This window comes from Streptomyces sp. NPDC004609 (assembly GCF_042873655.1).
Lineage (GTDB): Bacteria > Actinomycetota > Actinomycetes > Streptomycetales > Streptomycetaceae > Streptomyces.
In genome coordinates this window covers 17,035-35,239 of record NZ_JBIALS010000036.1, presented here as the reverse complement: position 1 = coordinate 35,239, position 18,205 = coordinate 17,035, and the positions used below count along the sequence as shown (strand labels likewise).

At 72.3% G+C, this 18,205-nt stretch carries 13 protein-coding genes; 8 read left to right on the top strand and 5 right to left on the bottom strand.

The window, feature by feature from the left end:
- The first annotated feature begins 337 nt into the window (after positions 1–337).
- The 4 genes from ACFYT4_RS28890 to ACFYT4_RS28875 all read left to right on the top strand — a co-directional run bounded on the left by ACFYT4_RS28890 (position 338) and on the right by ACFYT4_RS28875 (position 7,803).
- Positions 338–1,258, top strand: coding sequence for an abortive phage infection protein (locus ACFYT4_RS28890; protein WP_389275240.1), 921 nt, complete (start codon positions 338–340; stop codon positions 1,256–1,258).
- A gap of 93 nt (positions 1,259–1,351) precedes the next feature.
- Positions 1,352–2,998, top strand: coding sequence for a serine/threonine-protein kinase (locus ACFYT4_RS28885; RefSeq protein WP_389275238.1), 1,647 nt, complete (start codon positions 1,352–1,354; stop codon positions 2,996–2,998).
- A 72-nt stretch (positions 2,999–3,070) separates the two neighbouring features.
- Positions 3,071–3,409 carry a hypothetical protein gene (locus tag ACFYT4_RS28880; protein WP_389275235.1) on the top strand — a complete coding sequence of 113 codons (339 nt, stop codon included), beginning with the start codon at positions 3,071–3,073 and terminating at the stop codon, positions 3,407–3,409.
- A gap of 26 nt (positions 3,410–3,435) precedes the next feature.
- Positions 3,436–7,803: a CHAT domain-containing protein gene (locus ACFYT4_RS28875; RefSeq protein WP_389275232.1), complete on the top strand. Its 4,368-nt coding sequence runs from the start codon at positions 3,436–3,438 to the stop codon at positions 7,801–7,803.
- A gap of 125 nt (positions 7,804–7,928) precedes the next feature.
- Here ACFYT4_RS28875 and ACFYT4_RS28870 read toward each other — a convergent pair whose 3' ends face one another.
- Positions 7,929–9,338, bottom strand: coding sequence for an APC family permease (locus ACFYT4_RS28870; protein ID WP_389275229.1), 1,410 nt, complete (start codon positions 9,336–9,338; stop codon positions 7,929–7,931).
- 263 nt (positions 9,339–9,601) lie between these two features.
- Between ACFYT4_RS28870 and ACFYT4_RS28865 the strand changes: the two genes are divergently transcribed.
- Genes ACFYT4_RS28865 through ACFYT4_RS28850 form a run of 4 tightly spaced genes read left to right on the top strand, consistent with a single transcriptional unit; the run spans position 9,602 to position 13,063 of the window.
- Positions 9,602–10,411 (top strand): polysaccharide deacetylase, encoded by an 810-nt coding sequence (locus tag ACFYT4_RS28865; protein WP_389275226.1) that lies wholly within the window; start codon positions 9,602–9,604, stop codon positions 10,409–10,411.
- Positions 10,408–11,202 carry an SDR family NAD(P)-dependent oxidoreductase gene (locus ACFYT4_RS28860; RefSeq protein WP_389275223.1) on the top strand — a complete coding sequence of 265 codons (795 nt, stop codon included), beginning with the start codon at positions 10,408–10,410 and terminating at the stop codon, positions 11,200–11,202. Before ACFYT4_RS28865 ends, ACFYT4_RS28860 begins: the two co-directional genes overlap by 4 nt.
- Positions 11,199–11,933 (top strand): SDR family NAD(P)-dependent oxidoreductase, encoded by a 735-nt coding sequence (locus ACFYT4_RS28855; protein WP_389275220.1) that lies wholly within the window; start codon positions 11,199–11,201, stop codon positions 11,931–11,933. Before ACFYT4_RS28860 ends, ACFYT4_RS28855 begins: the two co-directional genes overlap by 4 nt.
- The gene (locus ACFYT4_RS28850) at positions 11,930–13,063 is read left to right on the top strand and encodes a C45 family autoproteolytic acyltransferase/hydolase (RefSeq protein ID WP_389275217.1); all 1,134 of its coding nucleotides are present in this window, start codon (positions 11,930–11,932) and stop codon (positions 13,061–13,063) included. The genes ACFYT4_RS28855 and ACFYT4_RS28850 overlap by 4 nt, the downstream gene beginning before the upstream one ends.
- Before the next feature lie 51 nt (positions 13,064–13,114).
- Here ACFYT4_RS28850 and ACFYT4_RS28845 read toward each other — a convergent pair whose 3' ends face one another.
- From ACFYT4_RS28845 to ACFYT4_RS28830, 4 genes are all read right to left on the bottom strand, one after another.
- Positions 13,115–14,869, bottom strand: coding sequence for an ABC transporter substrate-binding protein (locus ACFYT4_RS28845; RefSeq protein WP_389275215.1), 1,755 nt, complete (start codon positions 14,867–14,869; stop codon positions 13,115–13,117).
- Positions 14,870–15,227: 358 nt separating this feature from the next.
- Positions 15,228–15,941: a hypothetical protein gene (locus ACFYT4_RS28840; protein ID WP_389275212.1), complete on the bottom strand. Its 714-nt coding sequence runs from the start codon at positions 15,939–15,941 to the stop codon at positions 15,228–15,230.
- A 192-nt stretch (positions 15,942–16,133) separates the two neighbouring features.
- Positions 16,134–16,244 carry a hypothetical protein gene (locus tag ACFYT4_RS28835; RefSeq protein ID WP_389275353.1) on the bottom strand — a complete coding sequence of 37 codons (111 nt, stop codon included), beginning with the start codon at positions 16,242–16,244 and terminating at the stop codon, positions 16,134–16,136.
- Between the two features lie 292 nt (positions 16,245–16,536).
- A complete protein-coding gene (locus ACFYT4_RS28830; protein WP_389275209.1) occupies positions 16,537–18,180 on the bottom strand; it encodes an ABC transporter substrate-binding protein in 1,644 nt (547 codons plus the stop codon).
- Positions 18,181–18,205 lie beyond the last annotated feature (25 nt).

The following is an 18,205-nucleotide window of genomic DNA, read 5'->3' as shown; positions in this document are numbered from 1 at the left end:
CGCGTGGGGGTCGCGTCACCGCCCTCCCGGCGGCGGTCGCGGAGTTCATACCTTGGCCGTACGTCCGTAGACCAAGGGACGACATACCGGTGTGCCGAACCCGGCCAGACTGGCGGCCACACCGGATCAGGAGGAGGAACGGGTGCGGTACGAGGGGATCAGCAGGGCACGGTTTCTGGCGGGGGCGGGAGCGGTCGGGGCCGCGGCGGCGCTGGGGACGGGGAGCCCGGCCGCGGCGGACGGCGGCCCGGGCCGGCGGCGCGGGGTGAGGCACCGGGGTGTGTGCTACACGCTCGCTGCCGGGGACACCCCGGGCACCGCGTGGAGCGCCGCACGCATGCGGGGGGACATCCGCGCCATCGCGCACCGGCTCCACGCCGGATCGGTCAAGGTCACCGGGGACGGCGTCGAGCGGCTCACGGCCACCGCCGGGGAGGCGGCGGAGCGCGGGCTCCACATCTGGCTGGAGCCCACGCTCGGTGACCGGCCCGAGGGGGAGATCCTGGAACATCTCGCGGAGTGCGGCCGGTTCGCGGAGCGCCTGCGGCGGCAGGGTGCGGCGGTCGACCTCAGCGTCGGCTGCGAGTTCTGGCTGTTCGTGCCGGGCATCGTGCCCGGTGACACGGTGCTGGAGCGGATCGAGAACCTGATGAACGGAAACGTCGACCCGGTGGCGATGCAGCGGCGGCTGAACCGTTTCACCGCGCTCGCGGCGGGCGTCGGCAGGGATGTGTTCCACGGCAGGCTGAGTTACGCGGCGGCGCAGGACGACGTCGTGGACTGGAACCTCTTCGACATCGTCGGCATCGACTACTACTCGTACTTCCCCCGCCGGTCGCAGTACGTCCGCGAGCTGACCCGCTATCTGCGCTGGGGGAAGCCGCTGGCGATCACCGAGTTCGGGACCTGCACCTTCGAGGGCGCGCCGGAGCGGGGCGGGATGGGGTGGGCGATCGTGGACTACTCCAAGGAGCCGCCGGAGATCATCGGGGATCCGGTGCGCAGCGAGCGCGTCCAGGCCGCCTATCTCACCGAACTCCTCGGTGTCTTCGAGTCGATGGGCCTGTACGCGGCGATGGCGTTCGAGTTCGTCACCCCCGAGTCGCCGCACCGCGCGGAGCCCCGGTACGACCTCGACATGGCGAGCTACTCCCTGGTGAAGGTCATCAAGGACGACCCCGGTGACCCGTCGTCCGACTGGCACTGGGAGCCCAAGGAGGCGTTCCACGCGCTGGCCCGGCGGTACGCGCGGCGGTGACGGCGGGCGGCCGCCGCCGGAGCGGGTGCCGGGCTGAGCGGGTGCCGCGGCCGGAGGAGAGCCGGGAGGGCGGTTTCGTCTAATCTGTCGGCCATGAGTACACCGGGGGAGATGGTCGACGGGCGGTTCGAGCTGATCGAACGGCTCGGCAGCGGAGGAATGGGCACCGTGTGGCGGGCGCGGGACACCGCCCTGCACCGGGAGGTCGCCCTCAAGGAGGTACGGCACGAGGGGGCGGCGTCCGACTCCGTACGGGAACGCGTGCTGCGCGAGGCCCGCGCGCTCGCCCGGCTCAGCCATCCCCATGTGGTGACGGTCCATCACATCGTGGACACGGATCCGCATCCGTGGATCGTGATGGAGCTGGTGACCGGCTCCTCGCTGGACGAGCGGCTGAACGACGGCCCGATGGCCCCGGCCCGGGCCGCCGGGATCGGCCGTCAGGTGCTGTCGGCGCTGCGGGCCGCCCATGCGGCGGGCATCCAGCACCGGGACGTGAAGCCCGCGAACATCCTGCTGCGCGCGGACGGGACCGCCGTTCTCACGGACTTCGGGATCGCGGCACTCCAGGGGTCCACCTCGCTGACGGCCACGGGGGAACTGGTCGGCTCGCCCGAGTACATCGCGCCGGAGCGGATCCGGGGGCGGAACGACGACCCGGCGTCCGATCTGTGGTCGCTGGGGGTCGTGCTGTACGTGTGCGCGGAGGGTGTCAGTCCGCTGCGGCGGCCGACGACGCTCGCGACACTGGCCGCCGTACTGGACGAGCCGGTGCCCTCCCCGGTGCGGTCGGGTCCGCTCGCTCCCGTACTGGAGGCCCTGCTCGTACGGGATCCCGGGGCGCGGCCGGACGCCGCGGCGCTGGAGGCCATGCTGGCGCGGGTCGAGTCGGGCGGGGTGCCGGAGTGGGCCCGGCCGACGATGACCTCGGTGGTGCCGCCGCCCCTGCCTCCCGGCCCTCCTCCCGGGCCTGGGGGGCTGGGGACCGTGCCTCCCGTACCGACCCGGATCGACACCCCCCGGCCCCCGGTGCCGGACGCGACGGTTCCGAGCCCGTCGGTGCCGGGCTCCCCGGGTCCCCGGGACGGGTCCCGGAGCCGTACCGCCGCCGTCGTCGTCGCCGTGATCGCCGTGGTGGCGGTCGTCGCGACGACCGCGCTGCTCCTGGCCCTGCGCGACGCGGGGAACGACAAGTCGGACGCACGGCCGGGCCCGGCCGGTGCCGCTGCTCCGCCCGCATCGGCCGCGTCCTCCTCCGCCCCGTCCCCGGCACCCTCCTCGACGCCTTCCCCGACGGCCTCCCCGAAGGCCGAGGCGCCGTCGTCCCCACAGGCGTCGAAGCCCGCCCCCGAGTCCGAACGGGAGCCCGTGCCGGCGCCGGAGCGGCCGTCCGCTCCCCCGCCCGCCTCCGGGGGCCGCTGGATCGCCCAGCTCTTCTCGGAGCCGGTGAGTTCCGGCACCGACGCGCGGGACCTGCGGCTCGCCCGGGTGCGGGAGTCCGTACCGGAGGCGGTCTACGTCCGCAGCGACGACTACGCCTCGCTGCGGCCGGGCTTCTGGGTGATCTACGCGCCGGGGCCGTTCGCGGACGGGCGGGCCGCGCTCGCCTTCTGCGGCGAACGCGGCCGGAACACCGCCAACGCCTGCATCGGCCGCTATCTGAGCGGGAGCTCCGCCGACCAGGGACTCCAGTGCCGTCCGCCGGCGAGCTCTCCCACCGGGCGCTGCACCCGTTCGTAGCCGTTTCGCTTCCCCAACCCGGGCTCCTGGGGCACGATATGAACAGCGATCAGCTGAGCCTTGGGGGGTTTCGTGACGGTTCGGATCCTGGTCGAGGGCAACGGGTTCCACAGAGCCGCGGAGGACCTCGCCGCGCTGCCCGGTGTCCACGACGACGTGGAACTGATAGCCGCTGATCCGACGAACAAGGAGCCCGTGCTCGTCACGGTCGCCGCCGTCGTGGGCATCGCCGCCGGGTCGGCCGCGCTGGCGGAGCAGATCACGCGGTGGTGGAAGCGCTGGAAGGGCCGGCCCGACCGCCCGGACCGGGTGCTGATGGTGCTGGTCGACGGCCGCAGGATCGCCCTGGACTCCCTCGACGAGGCCGCGCTGGCCCGGCTGCTGGCGCCGCCGCCGGAGCTGGACGACTGAGCGGCCCCGCGGGCGGACCCCGGGCCATGGACCAGCGCGAACGCACCATCACCATCCGAGTCGAACGGCTCGGCCCCGGACGGGCCGTACTGCGCTACGACTACGGGCCGGGCACCGAGCCCGGCACCGCGCCCGTCGAGCTCTCCTCGATCGAGGACATGCTGGCGCGCGCGGAGACCGACTACTACGCCCCGCTCCCGGCCGATCCGGGGGAGGCCCGCGCGCTCCTGGAGTCGTACGGGACCCGGCTGTTCACGTTCCTGGACACCCCGGAACGGCGGCTGTCGGGATTCATCGGGCGGACCCGGGGATCGTGGGACGTGCTGGCGCTCGTCATCGGCACGGGCGCCGGGTTCGGGCATCTGCCGTGGGAGCTGCTCCACGACGGCGAGGCCTTTCTGGTCGCGGCGGCCAACCCGGTCGTTCCGGTGCGGCAGGTGGACGGCGCGGCCGGCGTACGCAGCCCGCAGAGCAGACCCCTGCGGCTGGCGTTCATGGCGTGTGCGCCCGAGTCCGCGGGCGGCGCGCTCGACCACGACGCCGAGCAGGCGACGATCTGGGAGGCCACCCGGCGTTTCCGGATCGAGCTGGAGGTGGAGGAGAGCGGCGAGCTGGAGCAGCTGCGGCACCGGGTGCTGGAGTACTCCCGCGGCGACGTCGACGTCGTCCATCTGACCGGGCACGCGGTGCTGGCGGAGGACGGGCCGCGGTTCCTCGCCGAGGGGCCGCACGGCGAGGCGGTGTCCGCGACCGCCGAGGACATCCACGACGGTCTGGGCCGGTCCCCGTACGTGGTGTTCCTCTCCGGCTGCCGTACCGCCGAGTCACCGGAGTCGGGCGCGGTCGCCTCGCTCGCCGAGTCGCTGGCCCGCAGCTCCGCGCCGCTGGTCCTGGGGTGGGGCCGGCCCGTGCCTGACAGCGCCGCCACCGGGGCGGCCGCGGCCTTCTACCAGCAGCTCGCGGAGGGACTGTCGCCCGCGGTCGCGCTGGCCGGCACCTATCGGCGGCTGGTCCGGGACTCGGTGCCGTACTGGCATCTGCTGCGGATGTTCGTGCGCGGCGGGCTGCCGGGGCCGCTGGTCACCCCCGCGCGGGCGCCCGGCCGGGACCGGGTGATCCGCAGGTCCCGCTCCGGATTCGCCGGGGAGCCGTTGGATCCCCGGCGGTTCGTCGGGCGGCGGCGCGAGATCCAGCGGGCGCTGCGGCTGCTGGACTTCTGGGACCTGGAGCAGCCGTCCGCCGGGCTGATCGTCCACGGGATGGGCGGTGTCGGCAAGACCACCCTGGCGCAGCGGATCCGGGAGCGCCTGGTCGACGGCGACCGGCACACCCTGTGGCTGCACGGCCATCTCGACGAGGGCTCCCTGCTGAGCGCCATCCAGGACGACCCCCGCCTCGCCCCGGCCCTCGGCGATCCCACACCGGGCCGGCCGCTGCGCAGGCAGCTGCTGTCGTTCCTCGACCGGGCGCCCAATCTGCTGATCGTGCTGGACGAGTTCGAGTTCAACTTCCGCAAGGACCGGCTGACTCCGGACGATCTGCAGCTGGTGGACGGGCGGCCGGTGACCCTGCCGGAGGCCGCCGCGGTGCTCGCCGATCTGGTCGACGCGGTCCGGGCGTCGGTGACCGTGCACCGGATCGTGATCACCAGCCGCTATCTGCCCGCGCTGGACTGCGTACGCCATCTGGAGCGGATGGAGCTGCATCCGCTGCTCGAACCCGAACTCGACCGGCTGGTGGACCGGTTGCAGCAGCAGGCGCCGCTGCCGCCGCCGGTGGTGGGCTGGGCCCGCCGGCTCGCCGGGCAGAATCCGCGGCTGCTGGAGTGGCTGTTCAACGTCGCGCGCAGCGACATGGACGGCGACATCGACGAGCAGGCGCTGCGGGCCCGGCTGCGCGACAAGCGCGGGGAGTTCCTGGAAAAGAACATCTTCGCGCCCATGCTGATGGACCGGATCGACTCCGCCGCCCGGGATCTGCTGAAGGCGGCGGCGCCGTATCTGCTGCCGGTGCCGGTCGGCACGCTCGCCCGGCTCACCGGCACGGACCCCGGCGAGACCGAGCGGCGCGCCCATGAGCTGGCGGGGCTGAGCCTGCTGGAGCGCACCCCGGTGGAGGGCGGGGGGACCCGGTTCCGGGTGCCTTTGATGCTCGATCCGCTGTTCGCGCTCACGGATCCGCGCGAGCGGCGGCGACGGGCGGCCCGGTGCGCCCGGCGGCTCGCCGAGGAACTGGGCGACTTCCTGGAGGAGGCGGACGCGCGGCTGCTGGACCACGGCATCCTGCGGGAGGTCCACCGCCTCGCCGTGGAGGGGGAACTGCCGGAGCTGGCCGTCGACACCGCGATCTCGCTGGCGGAGGTCGAGTTCAACTGGATGCGCTTCGGCAGGTCCGCCGCGATCTGCCGGGAGATGCTCCAGCACGCCCGGGTGCACCGGCTGTTCCTCCAGCTCGCGAACGCGGAGAGCGAGCTGGGGCACCCGACGGACGCCGATCTGTACTACGAGCGGGCGCTGGAGCTGTGTCCCCCGGACAATCCGCGCGACCGGGCCGCGATCCTCAGCTACTCCGCCGCCGAGGCCGGCCGCCGCGCACCGGAGCGGTGCCACGCTCAGGTCACGGAGGCGATCGCGCTGTCCCGGCTGCACGGGCGCGACAGCACCCTCGCCGATGCGCTGCGCACCCTCGCCCGGTACTGGGCGGGCCACGGCGGCGCGGGCGAGCGGGCCCGGATCGCCGGGCTGTTCACGGAGGCGATGGCGGCCGCCGGGAAGGTGAAGGACCGGGGGGTCGCGGTGGCCGGTGTCCGCTACGACCGGGCGCTGGTGCAGTACCTCCGCGAGGACGACCTCGACACGGCCCGCAGCGAGATGCGGGCCGTGCTGGAGGACTTCAAGCGGCTCGATCTGCCCCTCCACCAGTCCATGGCGCTCCAGGAACTGGCGGCGGTGTGGCTGAACCAGCGGCCCCCGGACACCGACGAGGCGACCCGGCTGGTCCGTGAGGCGATCCGGCTCAACCAGCGGCTGAGATCCGTACGCGTCGAGGCGAGCTGCGAGTTCACGCTCGGGGACATCGCGTCGGTCCGCGAGGACTACGAGACGGCGAAGGAGCACTACGCCGTCGCGCGGGACGTCAGCCGTGCCATGGGCGACCAGTTGCTGGAACTGACGTCCGTCATGCGGCTGTTCCACCTGCACAGCTACCTCGACGACGCCGAGGAGGCCGGCCGGCACCGGCTGGCGGCCGACGCCCTGACGAAGACGTTCGATCTGCCCGACCACCGGATCGAGCTGCTGCTGGCGTCCGTGGAACGGGACCGGCAGGACCCGGGCCACGACATGACCGCCGTACTGGAGGGAGCCGGGCAGGCCGCGTCCCTCGCCCGGGAGACCGGGATGCCGGCCGCCGAGATCAGGGCCTGGACGGTCTTCGCCGACGAGGTCGAGAGCGCGCAGGCGCCGGTGCCGGAGGCGGTCCCGGCGCTGGAACGGCTCCTGGAACTGCACCGCGCGGCCGAGGACGCCGCCGGGGTGGCGACGGCGCTGCGGCGCCTCGGGGAACAGCTGCTGGCCGTGGAGCGGTTCCAGGAGGCACGGGCGCCCCTGACGGAGGCCATGGCGCTCACCGAGCCCGGGGACCCGTATCCGCGGGCGAAACTGCACGATCTGCTGGCCACGGCGGCCGAGGGCACCGGGGACCCGCGGACCGCCGAGGACCATCTGCGGCGCTGCGCGCTCCAGTGGCTGGAGCTGGAGGAGAACCCGGGCGCCACGCTGGCGCTGCGCCGGCTCGCCGCCGTACAGCGGTCGCTGGGGTCGGACTCGGCGCGGTGGACGCTGCTGGCGGCCCGGTCACTGTGCCGGCTGGTCCCCTCCGGGTACACCGAGAGCCTGATCCTGGAGGATCTCGCCGGGCTGGAGGAGAGCGAGGGGGCCGCCTGGAACGCGTGGTCGTGGCGGGAGGCCGGGCAGCGTGCCCTCCACCGCGGAACGGTACTGCGCATCCAGATGGCCGACGACATCATCGACCACTTCGACCCCGACAAGGGGTCGACGAGCCTGATCCAGGTCGAACGGCTCCGGGGGGAGCTGCTGGCGGCGGAGCAGTGGCGGCTGCCGTCGGTGAACATCCAGGACGCGACCGGCTTCGAGCCCGGCCGGTTCAGCCTCAGCGTCTGGGGCGAGGTCGTCCACACCACGACCCTGATCGTCCCGGACGATCCGGCGGCCGACCCGATCGATCAGGTCGCCGCCGATCTCAGGGCGGTGGCCCACCGCTACCGGGAGAGGATCGACGCGGGTGAGCCGCACCCGGAACCGGAACCGGGCATCGAGGACATCCCCGTGCGGGACATCCTCGAAGCGCTGCGCCGCCCGGACGCGGAGACCTGAGCGGCCGGGGAGGCCGCGGTCCGCGCGCCGGGGCCGGGGCCCGAGAACCCGGAAGCCCGGAGCCGGGCCGGCGGACGGGCCGACTCCGGGCTCCGGGCTCGCGCCAGGTCTCCGGGCTCTCCGGACTACCGCGCGCCCACGGTCTCCGGCGAGTCCGGGGTCCCGTCCTCCGCAGTGAGGGCGATGTCGTCCTTGTCGCCCGCGTCCATGTGCAGCTCGGGCGGCTGGCGGGTGAAGAACCGGGTCGTGATCGCGAGGATCACGAGGCCCGCCGCCATCCACAGCAGACCGACGACGAAGGTCGTCCCGGTGAGGCTCGTCCACAGCCAGACCGTGGTGGCGAAGCCGAGACCGGGCAGCAGACCGTTGACGATCAGGGAGCGCGGTCCGAGTTCGCGGTCGGCGCCGAAGAGGTAGTGCTTGATGACGCTCAGGTTGACCATCGAGAACGCGGCCAGGGCACCGAAGTTGATCATGACGACGGCCTGGTCGAGGGTGAGGACCACGGAGAGCACCGCGACGGCGGAGACAGCGATCAGCGCACCCACCGGGGTGCCGAACTTCGGGTGGAGGCGGCCGAAGACCCGCTTGGGGAGGAGCCCGTCGCGGCCCATGGAGAAGATGATGCGGGAGACGCTGGCCTGGGAGACCATCGCGGAACCGATACAGCCCAGCACATAGACCGCGGTGAACGCCCCGCTCAGGGCGTTGCCGCCGACGGTCTCCATCAGCTCCGCGCCCGCGGAGTCCGAGTTGGTGAACTGATTGTCCGGGCGGACCAGGGAACCGATCCAGGCCACCAGGATGAACAGACCGCCGCCGATCGCGGTCGTGAGGATGATGCCCAGCGGCACGGTCCGCCGCGGGTTGTGGGCCTCCTCGGCGAGGGTGGAGACGGCGTCGAAGCCGAGGAAACTCAGCGCCAGGATGGCCGCTCCGCCCGCGAGCAGACCCCACTGGTCGGAGGCGGGGATGAACGCCTGGAACGCGTCGCCCGCGCCCACCTGGGACTTCGAGCCGCCGACGATCACGAAGAAGGCCAGCAGCAGTCCGGTGATGCCCATCACGATCGCGGTGATCCTGCTGATGAACTTCACGCCGAGGACGTTGAACACCAGCACCAGCAGCAGCGCGCCCACACTCCACACGCCCTGGGGGACCCCCGGGAACTCGGCGTGCAGATAGATGCCCGCGAGCAGGAAGGACACCATCGGCAGGAACAGATAGTCCAGCATCAGGGTCCAGCCGGTCAGGAACCCGATGTGGCCGCCGAAGGACTTCTGCGCGTACTTGTACGCGGAACCGGCCGCCGGGTAGCTGCGCACCATGCGCCCGTAACTGTGCGCGGTCAGCAGCATGACGCCGAGTGCCAGCACATAGGCGGCGGGCAGATGGCCGCCGGTCTCGTCGTTGACGATGCCGTACGTCGTGAATACGGCGACGGGGGACATGTAGGTGAGGCCGAACAGGACGATCGCGGGCAACCGCAGCACTCTCGTCAGCTGAGGTGCTTTTTCAGTGGTGGGACTGGACACCGGCGTGATTCCTCTCCGCGCCCGTCGGTTCAACGGGGGTTCAATCGATTCCCGAAGGGTGGCAAACCCCGGCGGTGACCGACATACGCAACTGTACGTACAGCCGCGGAGTGACCCGTCCCACCAGCCCCGGCACGTCCGTCACCAGGGCATGTGTACGTAATCTTACGGAGTTCGCAAAGCGGACCCCCGCCGTTAACGTGTTCCTCTATCCCGTAATGGAGAGAGGACCTCGTATGTGGCCAGACGGCTATGGGGCGGCAATGGCGCTGACGGTCGACTTCGACGCCGAGGAATTGTGGCTCGCCGAGGACCCCGCGAACGCCGCCCGCCCGGGAGTTCTTTCCCAGGCCCGGTACGGGGCGCAGATCGCGGTTCCCCAGCTCCTGGACATGCTGGCCCGGCTCGACATACCGGCCACTTTTTTCGTCTGCGGCGGTGACGCGGAAAGATATCCCGCGATCCTTGAATCCGTGGCCGGACGGGGTCATGAAATCGGGCACCACGGATTCACCCACCGCTCCCCCCATCTGATGGAGCGGGACGAGGAGGCTGCGGAGCTGGAGCGCGGGCTGAAGGTGCTGCGCCGGTTCACCGACCGGGTCGAGGGATACCGTTCGCCGTCCTGGGACATCAGCCCCAACACCCTGGATCTGCTGGTCGCGAACGGGTTCCGCTACTCCTCCAACATGATGGACGCGATCACCCCGTACGCCCATCCTGGCCACGACCTGGTGGAGATCCCGGTCCACTGGTCCCTCGACGACGCTCCGCACTTCTGGTTCGACGCGACGAGCTGGGACCGGACGATCCGGTCCGCGCGCGAGGTGGCGGAGCTGTGGAGCGAGGAGACCTCCGCGATCCACGAGGCCGGGGGGCTGGTCACCCTGACCGTGCACCCGCAGATCATCGGGCGTCCCGGCAGGCTGCGGATGCTGGAGAGGTTCCTGACCTCCGTCAGGGAGCGCGACCGGATCTGGTTCGCGCGGTGCGGCGAGATCGCCGGTGCCGTACGCGGTGCGGCCTCCGGCACGGCCGCCACCGCCGGTGACGCCTCCGGGGCGCTGTCGTGACCCGGGGTACGGCCGTCACCCGGCGTACGGCGGTGGTGACCGGCGCCGCGCGCGGAATCGGGCACGCCATCGCCGCGCGGCTGGTGGCCGAGGGCTGGAACGTCCTCCTCACCGATGTCGACCCGGAGGTGACGGCCGCCGCCCGCGGCCTGGACACGACCGGGGAGCACGCGGCCGGGCTGGTCGCCGACGTCTCCCGGCCCGAGGACGCGGCCGCGATGGCCCGGACGGCGGTGGAGGCGTTCGGAGGTGTCGACGCCCTGGTGGCGAACGCGGCCGTCGGCGGTCCCGAGACGCCGCTGCTGGACACCCCCGACGACGAGATCCGGCGGGTCTTCGACATCAACTTCTTCGGGGTGCTGCACGGCATCAGGGCCGTACGGCCGGAGCTGGAGCGGACGGCGGCCCGGGGCGCCACGGGCCGGATCGTCGTCATCGGCTCCCTCTTCGCCCAGCAGCCCACGCCGGGTGCCGGCGCCTACAGCGCCTCCAAGGCGGCCGTGCAGTCGCTGATGCGGACGCTCTGTCTGGAGCTGGCCCCCGTCTGCACGGTCAACGCGGTCGCGCCCGGGTATGTGATGACCGAGATGCACCGCGAGGAACTGGACGCGCGGTCCCGCCGCAGCGGTCGGCCCTTCGAGCAGGAGCGCGACCTCGTGGCCGCCGAGGTCCCGCTCGGGCGCCACGGCGCCGGGGCGGACGTCGCCGACGCCGTCCACTATCTGCTCTCGGGTGCCGAGTACGTCACCGGGCAGACCATCAACGTCAACGGAGGAGTTCTCACCTCATGAACACGCAGCGACGACTGGTCGTCACCGGCTCCCTCTCGGGCATCGGGCGCGCGACCGCGTCGGGCGCCTCCCGGCTCGGCTGGTCCGTCATCGGACTGGACCTGGTCGGGGAGGAGACGCGCGAGGACGACGGCGTGGTCACCCGGCACTGCGACATCACCGACGAGGGCTCCGTGCGCGACGCCTTCGCCGGGGTCGACGAGGAGTGGGGCGGGCTCGCTCCGCACGCGCTGGTGCACTGCGCGGGGATCTACCGCTTCAAGCCCGCCGTCACGACCACGGCGGCGGACTGGGACACCGTCGTGAACATCAACGCCCGGGGTTCCCTGCTGGTCGCCGCCGCTGCCGCCGAGCGCATGCTGAAGGGCGGCGAGGGCGGGAGTGTCACCCTGCTGTCCAGCATCGCGGCCGCGCGCGGCGACGCGGGCGAGCCCAGTGCCGCGTACAGCGCGAGCAAGGGCGCGGTGGTGTCCCTGGCCCGTCAGCTGGCCGTGGAGTGGGGGCCGGGCGGGGTCCGGTGCAATGTGGTCGCGCCCGGGGTGATCGACACCCCGATGACGACCGTGTCGCACGACCCCGAGGCTTTCGAACAGGTCCTCCGGCGCATCCCGGCCCGGCGGCTCGGTACCGCCGACGAGGTCGCGCGGGTCTGCCTGTTCCTCGCATCGGACGAGGCCGCGTACGTCAGCGGCACCGTCATCGCCGTGGACGGAGGGCAGAGCGCCTCATGAGTACGACAACACCCCTGGTGGTCCGGGCGAGCGGCGGGGCCCGCGGGCGGGGCCGGCAGTACGGGGCCGCGGCCGCCGACCGGATCCAGCTGTCCCTGGAGAGCTACGAGCGCGTCTACGCCAGGTTCGCGGACATGCCCTGGGAGGCGGCGACCGCGCTGGCCGAGACCTTCGTCCCGGTCGTGGAGCGGTTCGACGCCGACTATCTGGAGGAGATGCAGGGCATCGCGGAGGGCGCGGGAGTCGCGTTCACCGACATCCTCGCCCTGAATCTGCGGACCGAGATCCTCTTCTCCGGCAAGGCGCGCAAGCTCGCGGCGGACGGCGGACGGACTCCCGCCGAGTGCACCTCGTTCTGCGATCTGCGCGGCCCCGAGCCGATCGTGGGGCAGAACTGGGACTGGATCCCCTTCTCCCACGGCACGGTCGTGGTCCTGGAGACCGAGCCGACCAACGGCCCCCGGTGGGTGTCGGTCGTCGAGGCCGGGCTGCTGGCGAAGTTCGGCATGAACTCGGCCGGTCTGACGGTGCTGACGAACGCGCTGGTGACCTCGCTGGACGTGGGCGCCCCGGGCATGCCGTACCACCTGCTGCTGCGGGCCCTGCTGGAGACGGAGTCCGTGGACGCGGCGGAGGACATGCTGATGTCCGTCGACCGCTCGTCGTCGGCGAACTATCTGATCGTCGGCGACGGCCGGGCCGTGGACGCGGAGACCCGCCCCGGTTCGGCGTCGGACATCAGCTGGCGGGCGGTGGGCCCCGGCGGGTATCTGGTGCACGCCAACCACTTCGACAGCGACGATTCGGCGTTCGCGTCCTCCGCCACCGATCACGGGCCCAAGGTCATGCCGGACACGCTGTTCCGGCGGGAGCGGGCGATCGCGATGGCGGAGCTGATGCCTCGGCCGTCGGTCGCCGGCTGGCACGAGGTGCTCAGCGACCACGAGAACTACCCGGACGCGCTGTGCTGCCACCCGAACCCCGAGGAGCACGAGCTGGAGCAGGGCTCGACGGTCGCGAGCGCGGTCATCGAGCCGCAGCGCCGGACCATGCATCTGGTGCTGGGGCACCCCTGCGCGGTGCCCCGGGTGAGCTACGACTACACGGAGTTCTTCGCCGGGAAGTCCTGACACCCTCCGCCGCCACCGCCGGGCGGCGGACGGGATCTCCGGTCCGCGCCGTCAGGCGACGGACAGGATCTCCTGTCCGTCGCCCGACAGCCGGTAGGTGAGCGTGGGCTGGGACAGGCTCTGGTCACCGGAGCCGTACGGATAGCCCGTCACGGACTGCCCGGGGTCGGCGAAGAGATAGGTTCCGTTGACGCCCCGGTACGCGGACTCCCGCAGATAGCCGCCCACGGCCCCGGGGTGGTACGAGCCGGTGATCGAGAAGGCCGCGTGCAGCATCCGCACCTGGTCGTAGGCGGCGCTGGCCTGGCTGCGGCCGGGCGGGGTGCCGAAGGTGCGCGCGTACGACTCGGTGAAGCGGCGGCCCAGCGGGTCGTCCGGGCGGCCGGTCACGGTGGACCAGACGACCTGGCCGCCGCCGTGCTCGATCCGGCGGGCGAAGCCCGGCACGGACGGGGTGTAGATGTGGTACGTGAGCTGGTTCGGGCTGTGCCGGGTGATGGCGTTCTGCAGTTCGGCGGCGGTCTCCACGGACAGATGCGACAGGACGACCACGTCCGGGCGGTCGGCGAGCACCCCGGCGATCAGCTCGTCGACGTGCTCGACGGTCAGCCCGACCCGGTGGGTCGAGGTGACCCGCCAGCCCGCCTCCCGTACCCGGGTCTCGAAGTTCCGGTCGGTGACCGCGCAGCCGTAGCCGTCGAGCTCGACGACGGCCAGCCGGTGGGCGTGGTCGCCCGGAGTGGGCCGGGTGCGCAGATAGGCCAGGAGCGCCGCCTGGTAGGTGGTCTCGGAGGGGCAGGTCTGGAAGACGTGCCCGTAGCGGCGCGGGTCCTCGCGCACGGCGTCCACACTGCGCGTCCAGGTGTTGGTGTGCAGGAACGTCCGGCCGAAGTCCGCGGCGAACTCGAAGACGGCGGGGCTGAGCGCGCTGGCGTAGCTGCTGGTGATGGCGTCGACGTCCGCCTCGACGAGCGTGGCGAGCCCGGTCCGTACCGACTCCTCGTCGAGGGGGTCGATCCGCACGGTCACATGCTCGACGGACCGGCCGTGGTCGTGGCGGAGGGTGTTGATGTCGCTGACGGCGAGTGCCGCGCCCTGGGCGGTCTCGCAGCCGTCGGCGGCGAACGCCCCGGAGACGGCGATGGTGCCGATACGGAGGGTGTCACGGCCGCCGCGCCGTCCCCCGCGGCGGGTGGGCGCGGCGACGGCGGACACGGTGGCGCTGTGCCGTTCGATGTCCAGTACGCGGATGCCGGAGCGGTGCTCGACACCGCCCGGGATCGGCAGGCGGATGAGATCACGGTCGACGGCGAGCGCGCTCACACCGGCGCGGGAGTCCTGGCCGAGCTTCTTCAGCAGCCGCTCGACCTGGGTGGTGACCGTGCGGATGCTGGTGCCGAGGCGGCTGGATATCTCCCGGTTCGACAGCCCGAGGGCGACGAGCGAGATGATGTCGATCTCGCGGGCGGTCAGCCCGGAGGGCGGTCCCGGCAGGGGGCTGAGGGTCAGCGCGACGGTGCCCGGGGTCCCCGGCCGCAGCTCCAGTCCGCACCGGGCCCACCGGCCGTCCTCGCACCACAGGAAGCGTGCGGACCGCACCCCGGACTCGTGGAATCCGGCGACGCGGCGCAGCAGCGCGGCGCTCGGGGCGCCCTGGGCGGTGTCGTCGGGCGCGAAAGCGCCGGGAACGGCGGGTCGAACGGCGGGTCCGACGGCGATGTCCCAGGACTGTCCGGTGTCCGCTTCCCCGACGGGGCTGGTGCCCGGTGCCCCGTTGGGGGTGCCGGAAGGCTGAGGCGACCGCACGCGCATCCTCCATTCGTCGGTCCGGTTCGCGGCTTCCCCCCTCGTCCGCGCGGGTTTCCCCTTCCGCAAAGGTACGATAAACCGCGAATCCCGCTCGGACCAGGGCCTTCGGTCCCGTGGCAGCACCGGAACGCCCCGGGACATTCCGGGAGCCCGGCCCGTCCTCCCCGGCGCCGGGCCGCCGGAGCACGCGGGTGCCGGACGCGGCACCCCCGGAGCCGCCGCGCCGGACCGGGAAGCCGCCTCCGTGGAGGCTTCGGCGACCGCTTCCCGGCGGTCTTGCACCCGTGACGGACGACTCCGTCCCGCACCCGTGAGAGCACTCGGCGCGGTCTCACCCGGCCCGGCGGCGGATTGGTCAGGCGTAGTAGGGACCGGGGTGGGCCCAGACCGTACTGCCGAAGACGTAGGGCGTATGCGCGGTGATCTTGATGTTGGAGACCTTGAGCCCGTACTGGTGCGCCGTCGTGCCCTGCGGACAGTTCACCTCGACGGGCGCGAAGTTGACGTAGAAGGGCGGACCCGCATCACGGTCGGGGTAGGTCTGGAGTTCGGAGATGGTCCAGTCGACGTCGGCGAAGTAGTAGTTGTTGGAGAGCGGCTGCTGTGTGGTGCGTACGACCAGGTTGTGGCGGGGATCGAAACCGCCGCCGGGCCGCAGGCACCGGAAGGTGCGGGCGGTGTCCGCGGAGGCCGAGAACTTGTACTGCCCGTCGGTGATCGGCAGTTCCGGGCTGACCGGACCGCTGGGCTGGTACCCGAGCTGGTTGCGCACGTTGTGGAAGGTGACCTCGACCTTGAAGCCGCCGCAGCCCGCCGTGGGCTCGTAGTCGTGGTACAGGAGCCGGCACTTGCGGTCGCCCGTGTACGCCGTGGGGTCCGGGTTGTACGGCTGGGGCACCTTGGCGCCGAAGAGCTTCACGGTCGCGGATATCCCGCCCGGCTGCGGCGCGGGGATGTTCAGGGTGGCCGTGGCGTGGGCCGGTCCCGGCCCGGCCAGGACGAGTGTGACGCCCGCGAGTAACGCGACCGCCGCACGGGCGAGGACTCCGGGGATGCGCGGCATTCCCACGGGGGATTTTTCTCCTCTCCGCGGCACAAGGCATATGTGCCACGGAGGCACGCTAGAGGTGCGGGACGGTCGGCATCGGACATACGCCCCGGTCTGCACAAACGGAACGGGACAAGGTCCGGACCGGGTCCCGAGGCACGGGATTCCGGTTCCCGTCGCCGCGGCCCGCGGCGACGGCCGGGAGCCGCCGGGTCACGCCCTGATGGCGATGCGGATGGCCTCCATCGGACGGGCCTGACCGACGGTGCCGACCAGGGCGGTGGGCCACCACTGGGTCCAGCCCTGCCAGCCGGTGCCGGCCAGATGCGCGAGGGCATGCGGATGGTGTCAACGGGGCTTCCGCGGCAGGAGACGTACCGTGGCGCAAAGAGGACCGGTGTCACGGAGGGGACGGTGCGCGGTCTCCGGGGTGGATCAGGGGTCGCGCGCCCGTAGGGACCCCGGCGGCCCGCGCCGGACAGCCGCGGTCGTCCGTACGCGAAAGGCCCCCGGCCCGGACGTCCGCGGACATCCGGACCGGGGGCCTCCCCCTGAGCGAGGCGGGCCCGGCGGGCGGGCCCGTTCCCCTCTCGCTCCCACGCCCCCTGACGTGGTCCTACCGGGCGGCGCCGATGTCGGCGGCCCACGGGTAGTTGAGCTGGACGGAGGCGAGCGGTGCCCCGGTCAGCCCCTTCTTCAGGTAGAGCGGGTTGAACGGCGTGTACAGCGGCATCCAGATGACCTCGTCGACCGCCGTCTTCTGGGCCCGGGCGATCAGTCCGGCACGCGCGGCGGTGTCGGTGGTGGCCTTGGCCTCGTTGATCAGCCGGTCGAACTCCGGGTTGGACCACTGGGCGAAGTTGAAGGTGTCGCCGGTCTGGAGGTACTGGTAGATCGCGGTCGGGTCCGGGTAGTCCGCCTGCCACAGCGAGAAGATCATGTCGATGCCCTCACGGGCCTTGGCGTCGCTGTAGAGGGCGTTGTAGTTGTCGGCCGGGAGGGTCTTGATGTTCACCTTGAGCCCGATGGACTCCCCGGCGCGCTTGACCTCCGTGGCGATGACCGGCATCTCGGACTGGGAGCCGGTGACGGCGATGGTGATGGGCTCGGAGGGCGCGCCCGCCTCCTGGACGAGCTTCTTGGCCTGCTCCACCGGACCGCCGGGGTCGGGCAGGGCGTCGTAGGCGGCCTTCAGCTCCTTCTGGGCGTAGCCCCAGGTGCCCGGCGCGGCGGGTGCCTTGAGCGGTTCGGCGGCACCGGAGACGGCCGCGGAGATGATGCCCTTGCGGTCGACGGACATGGACAGCGCCCGGCGGACGCGGACATCGGCGAGCGGGCCCTTGAGGTCGGTCACCATGCCGACGTAGCTGCCTGCCGTACGGCCGAAGTAGAGCGAGCCCTTGTCGGTGTTGAGGAGCTTGCCGTAGCCGGAGGCGGGCACGAACCAGGAGCCGTCCAGCTCACCCGCGAGCATCGCGGTCGTGCGGGCGGCGGGGTCGCGGATGAAGTCGAACTCGACCTTGCCCGCCTTGGCCTTGCGCGCGGTGTCCCAGTACGCGTCGAACCGGTCGATGGTGATGGACTTGCCCGCCGACCAGTTCGCCAGCCTGAACGGCCCGGTGCAGTCGACGCCTCCGTCGGGACGGCCGAGCTTCTTCCCGGCCTTCTTGGACGCGGCCTCGCCGAGCACCCGCCCCGCGGTCGTCGCCATCGCCTGGTGGAACTGCGCGTCCGGCCGCTTGAGCCGTACGGTGACCTCGTTCCCGCCGGTCGCCTTGATCGACTCGACGTTCGCGTAGACGCCGTCGTGGTACGAGCCGAGGGACTTGTCGAGGTTGCGGCCGAGGCTGTACGCGACGTCCTGGGCGGTCAGCTTCGCACCGCTGTGGAAGGTGACATTGTCGCGGAGCTTGTACACCCAGGTGCGCGGGTCGGGGTTGGTCCAGGACGTGGCGAGCGCGGGCCGGAAGGTGAAGTCGGGGCCGATGCTCAGCAGGCTCTCGCAGACGTTGGCGAGGACCTCCATCGGCGGGAAGTCGTTGCTGTAGATGGGGTCGAGCGACGAGGGTTCGGCGTACAGCGCCCATCTGAGCGAGGGGACCTCGCCCTTGGCCGGGGGCAGGGACTCGGTGAGCTCCGGGGTGTTCGTGCCCGTCCTGCCCGCGCCTTCGACCCCGCCGCAGGCGGAGACGGCGAGGGCGGTGCAGACGGTCAGCGCGACCAGGGCCGGGGTCCGGCGGCGTGCGGTGGTGCGGGGCATGGCTTCTCCTCCACGGGGCGGGCGG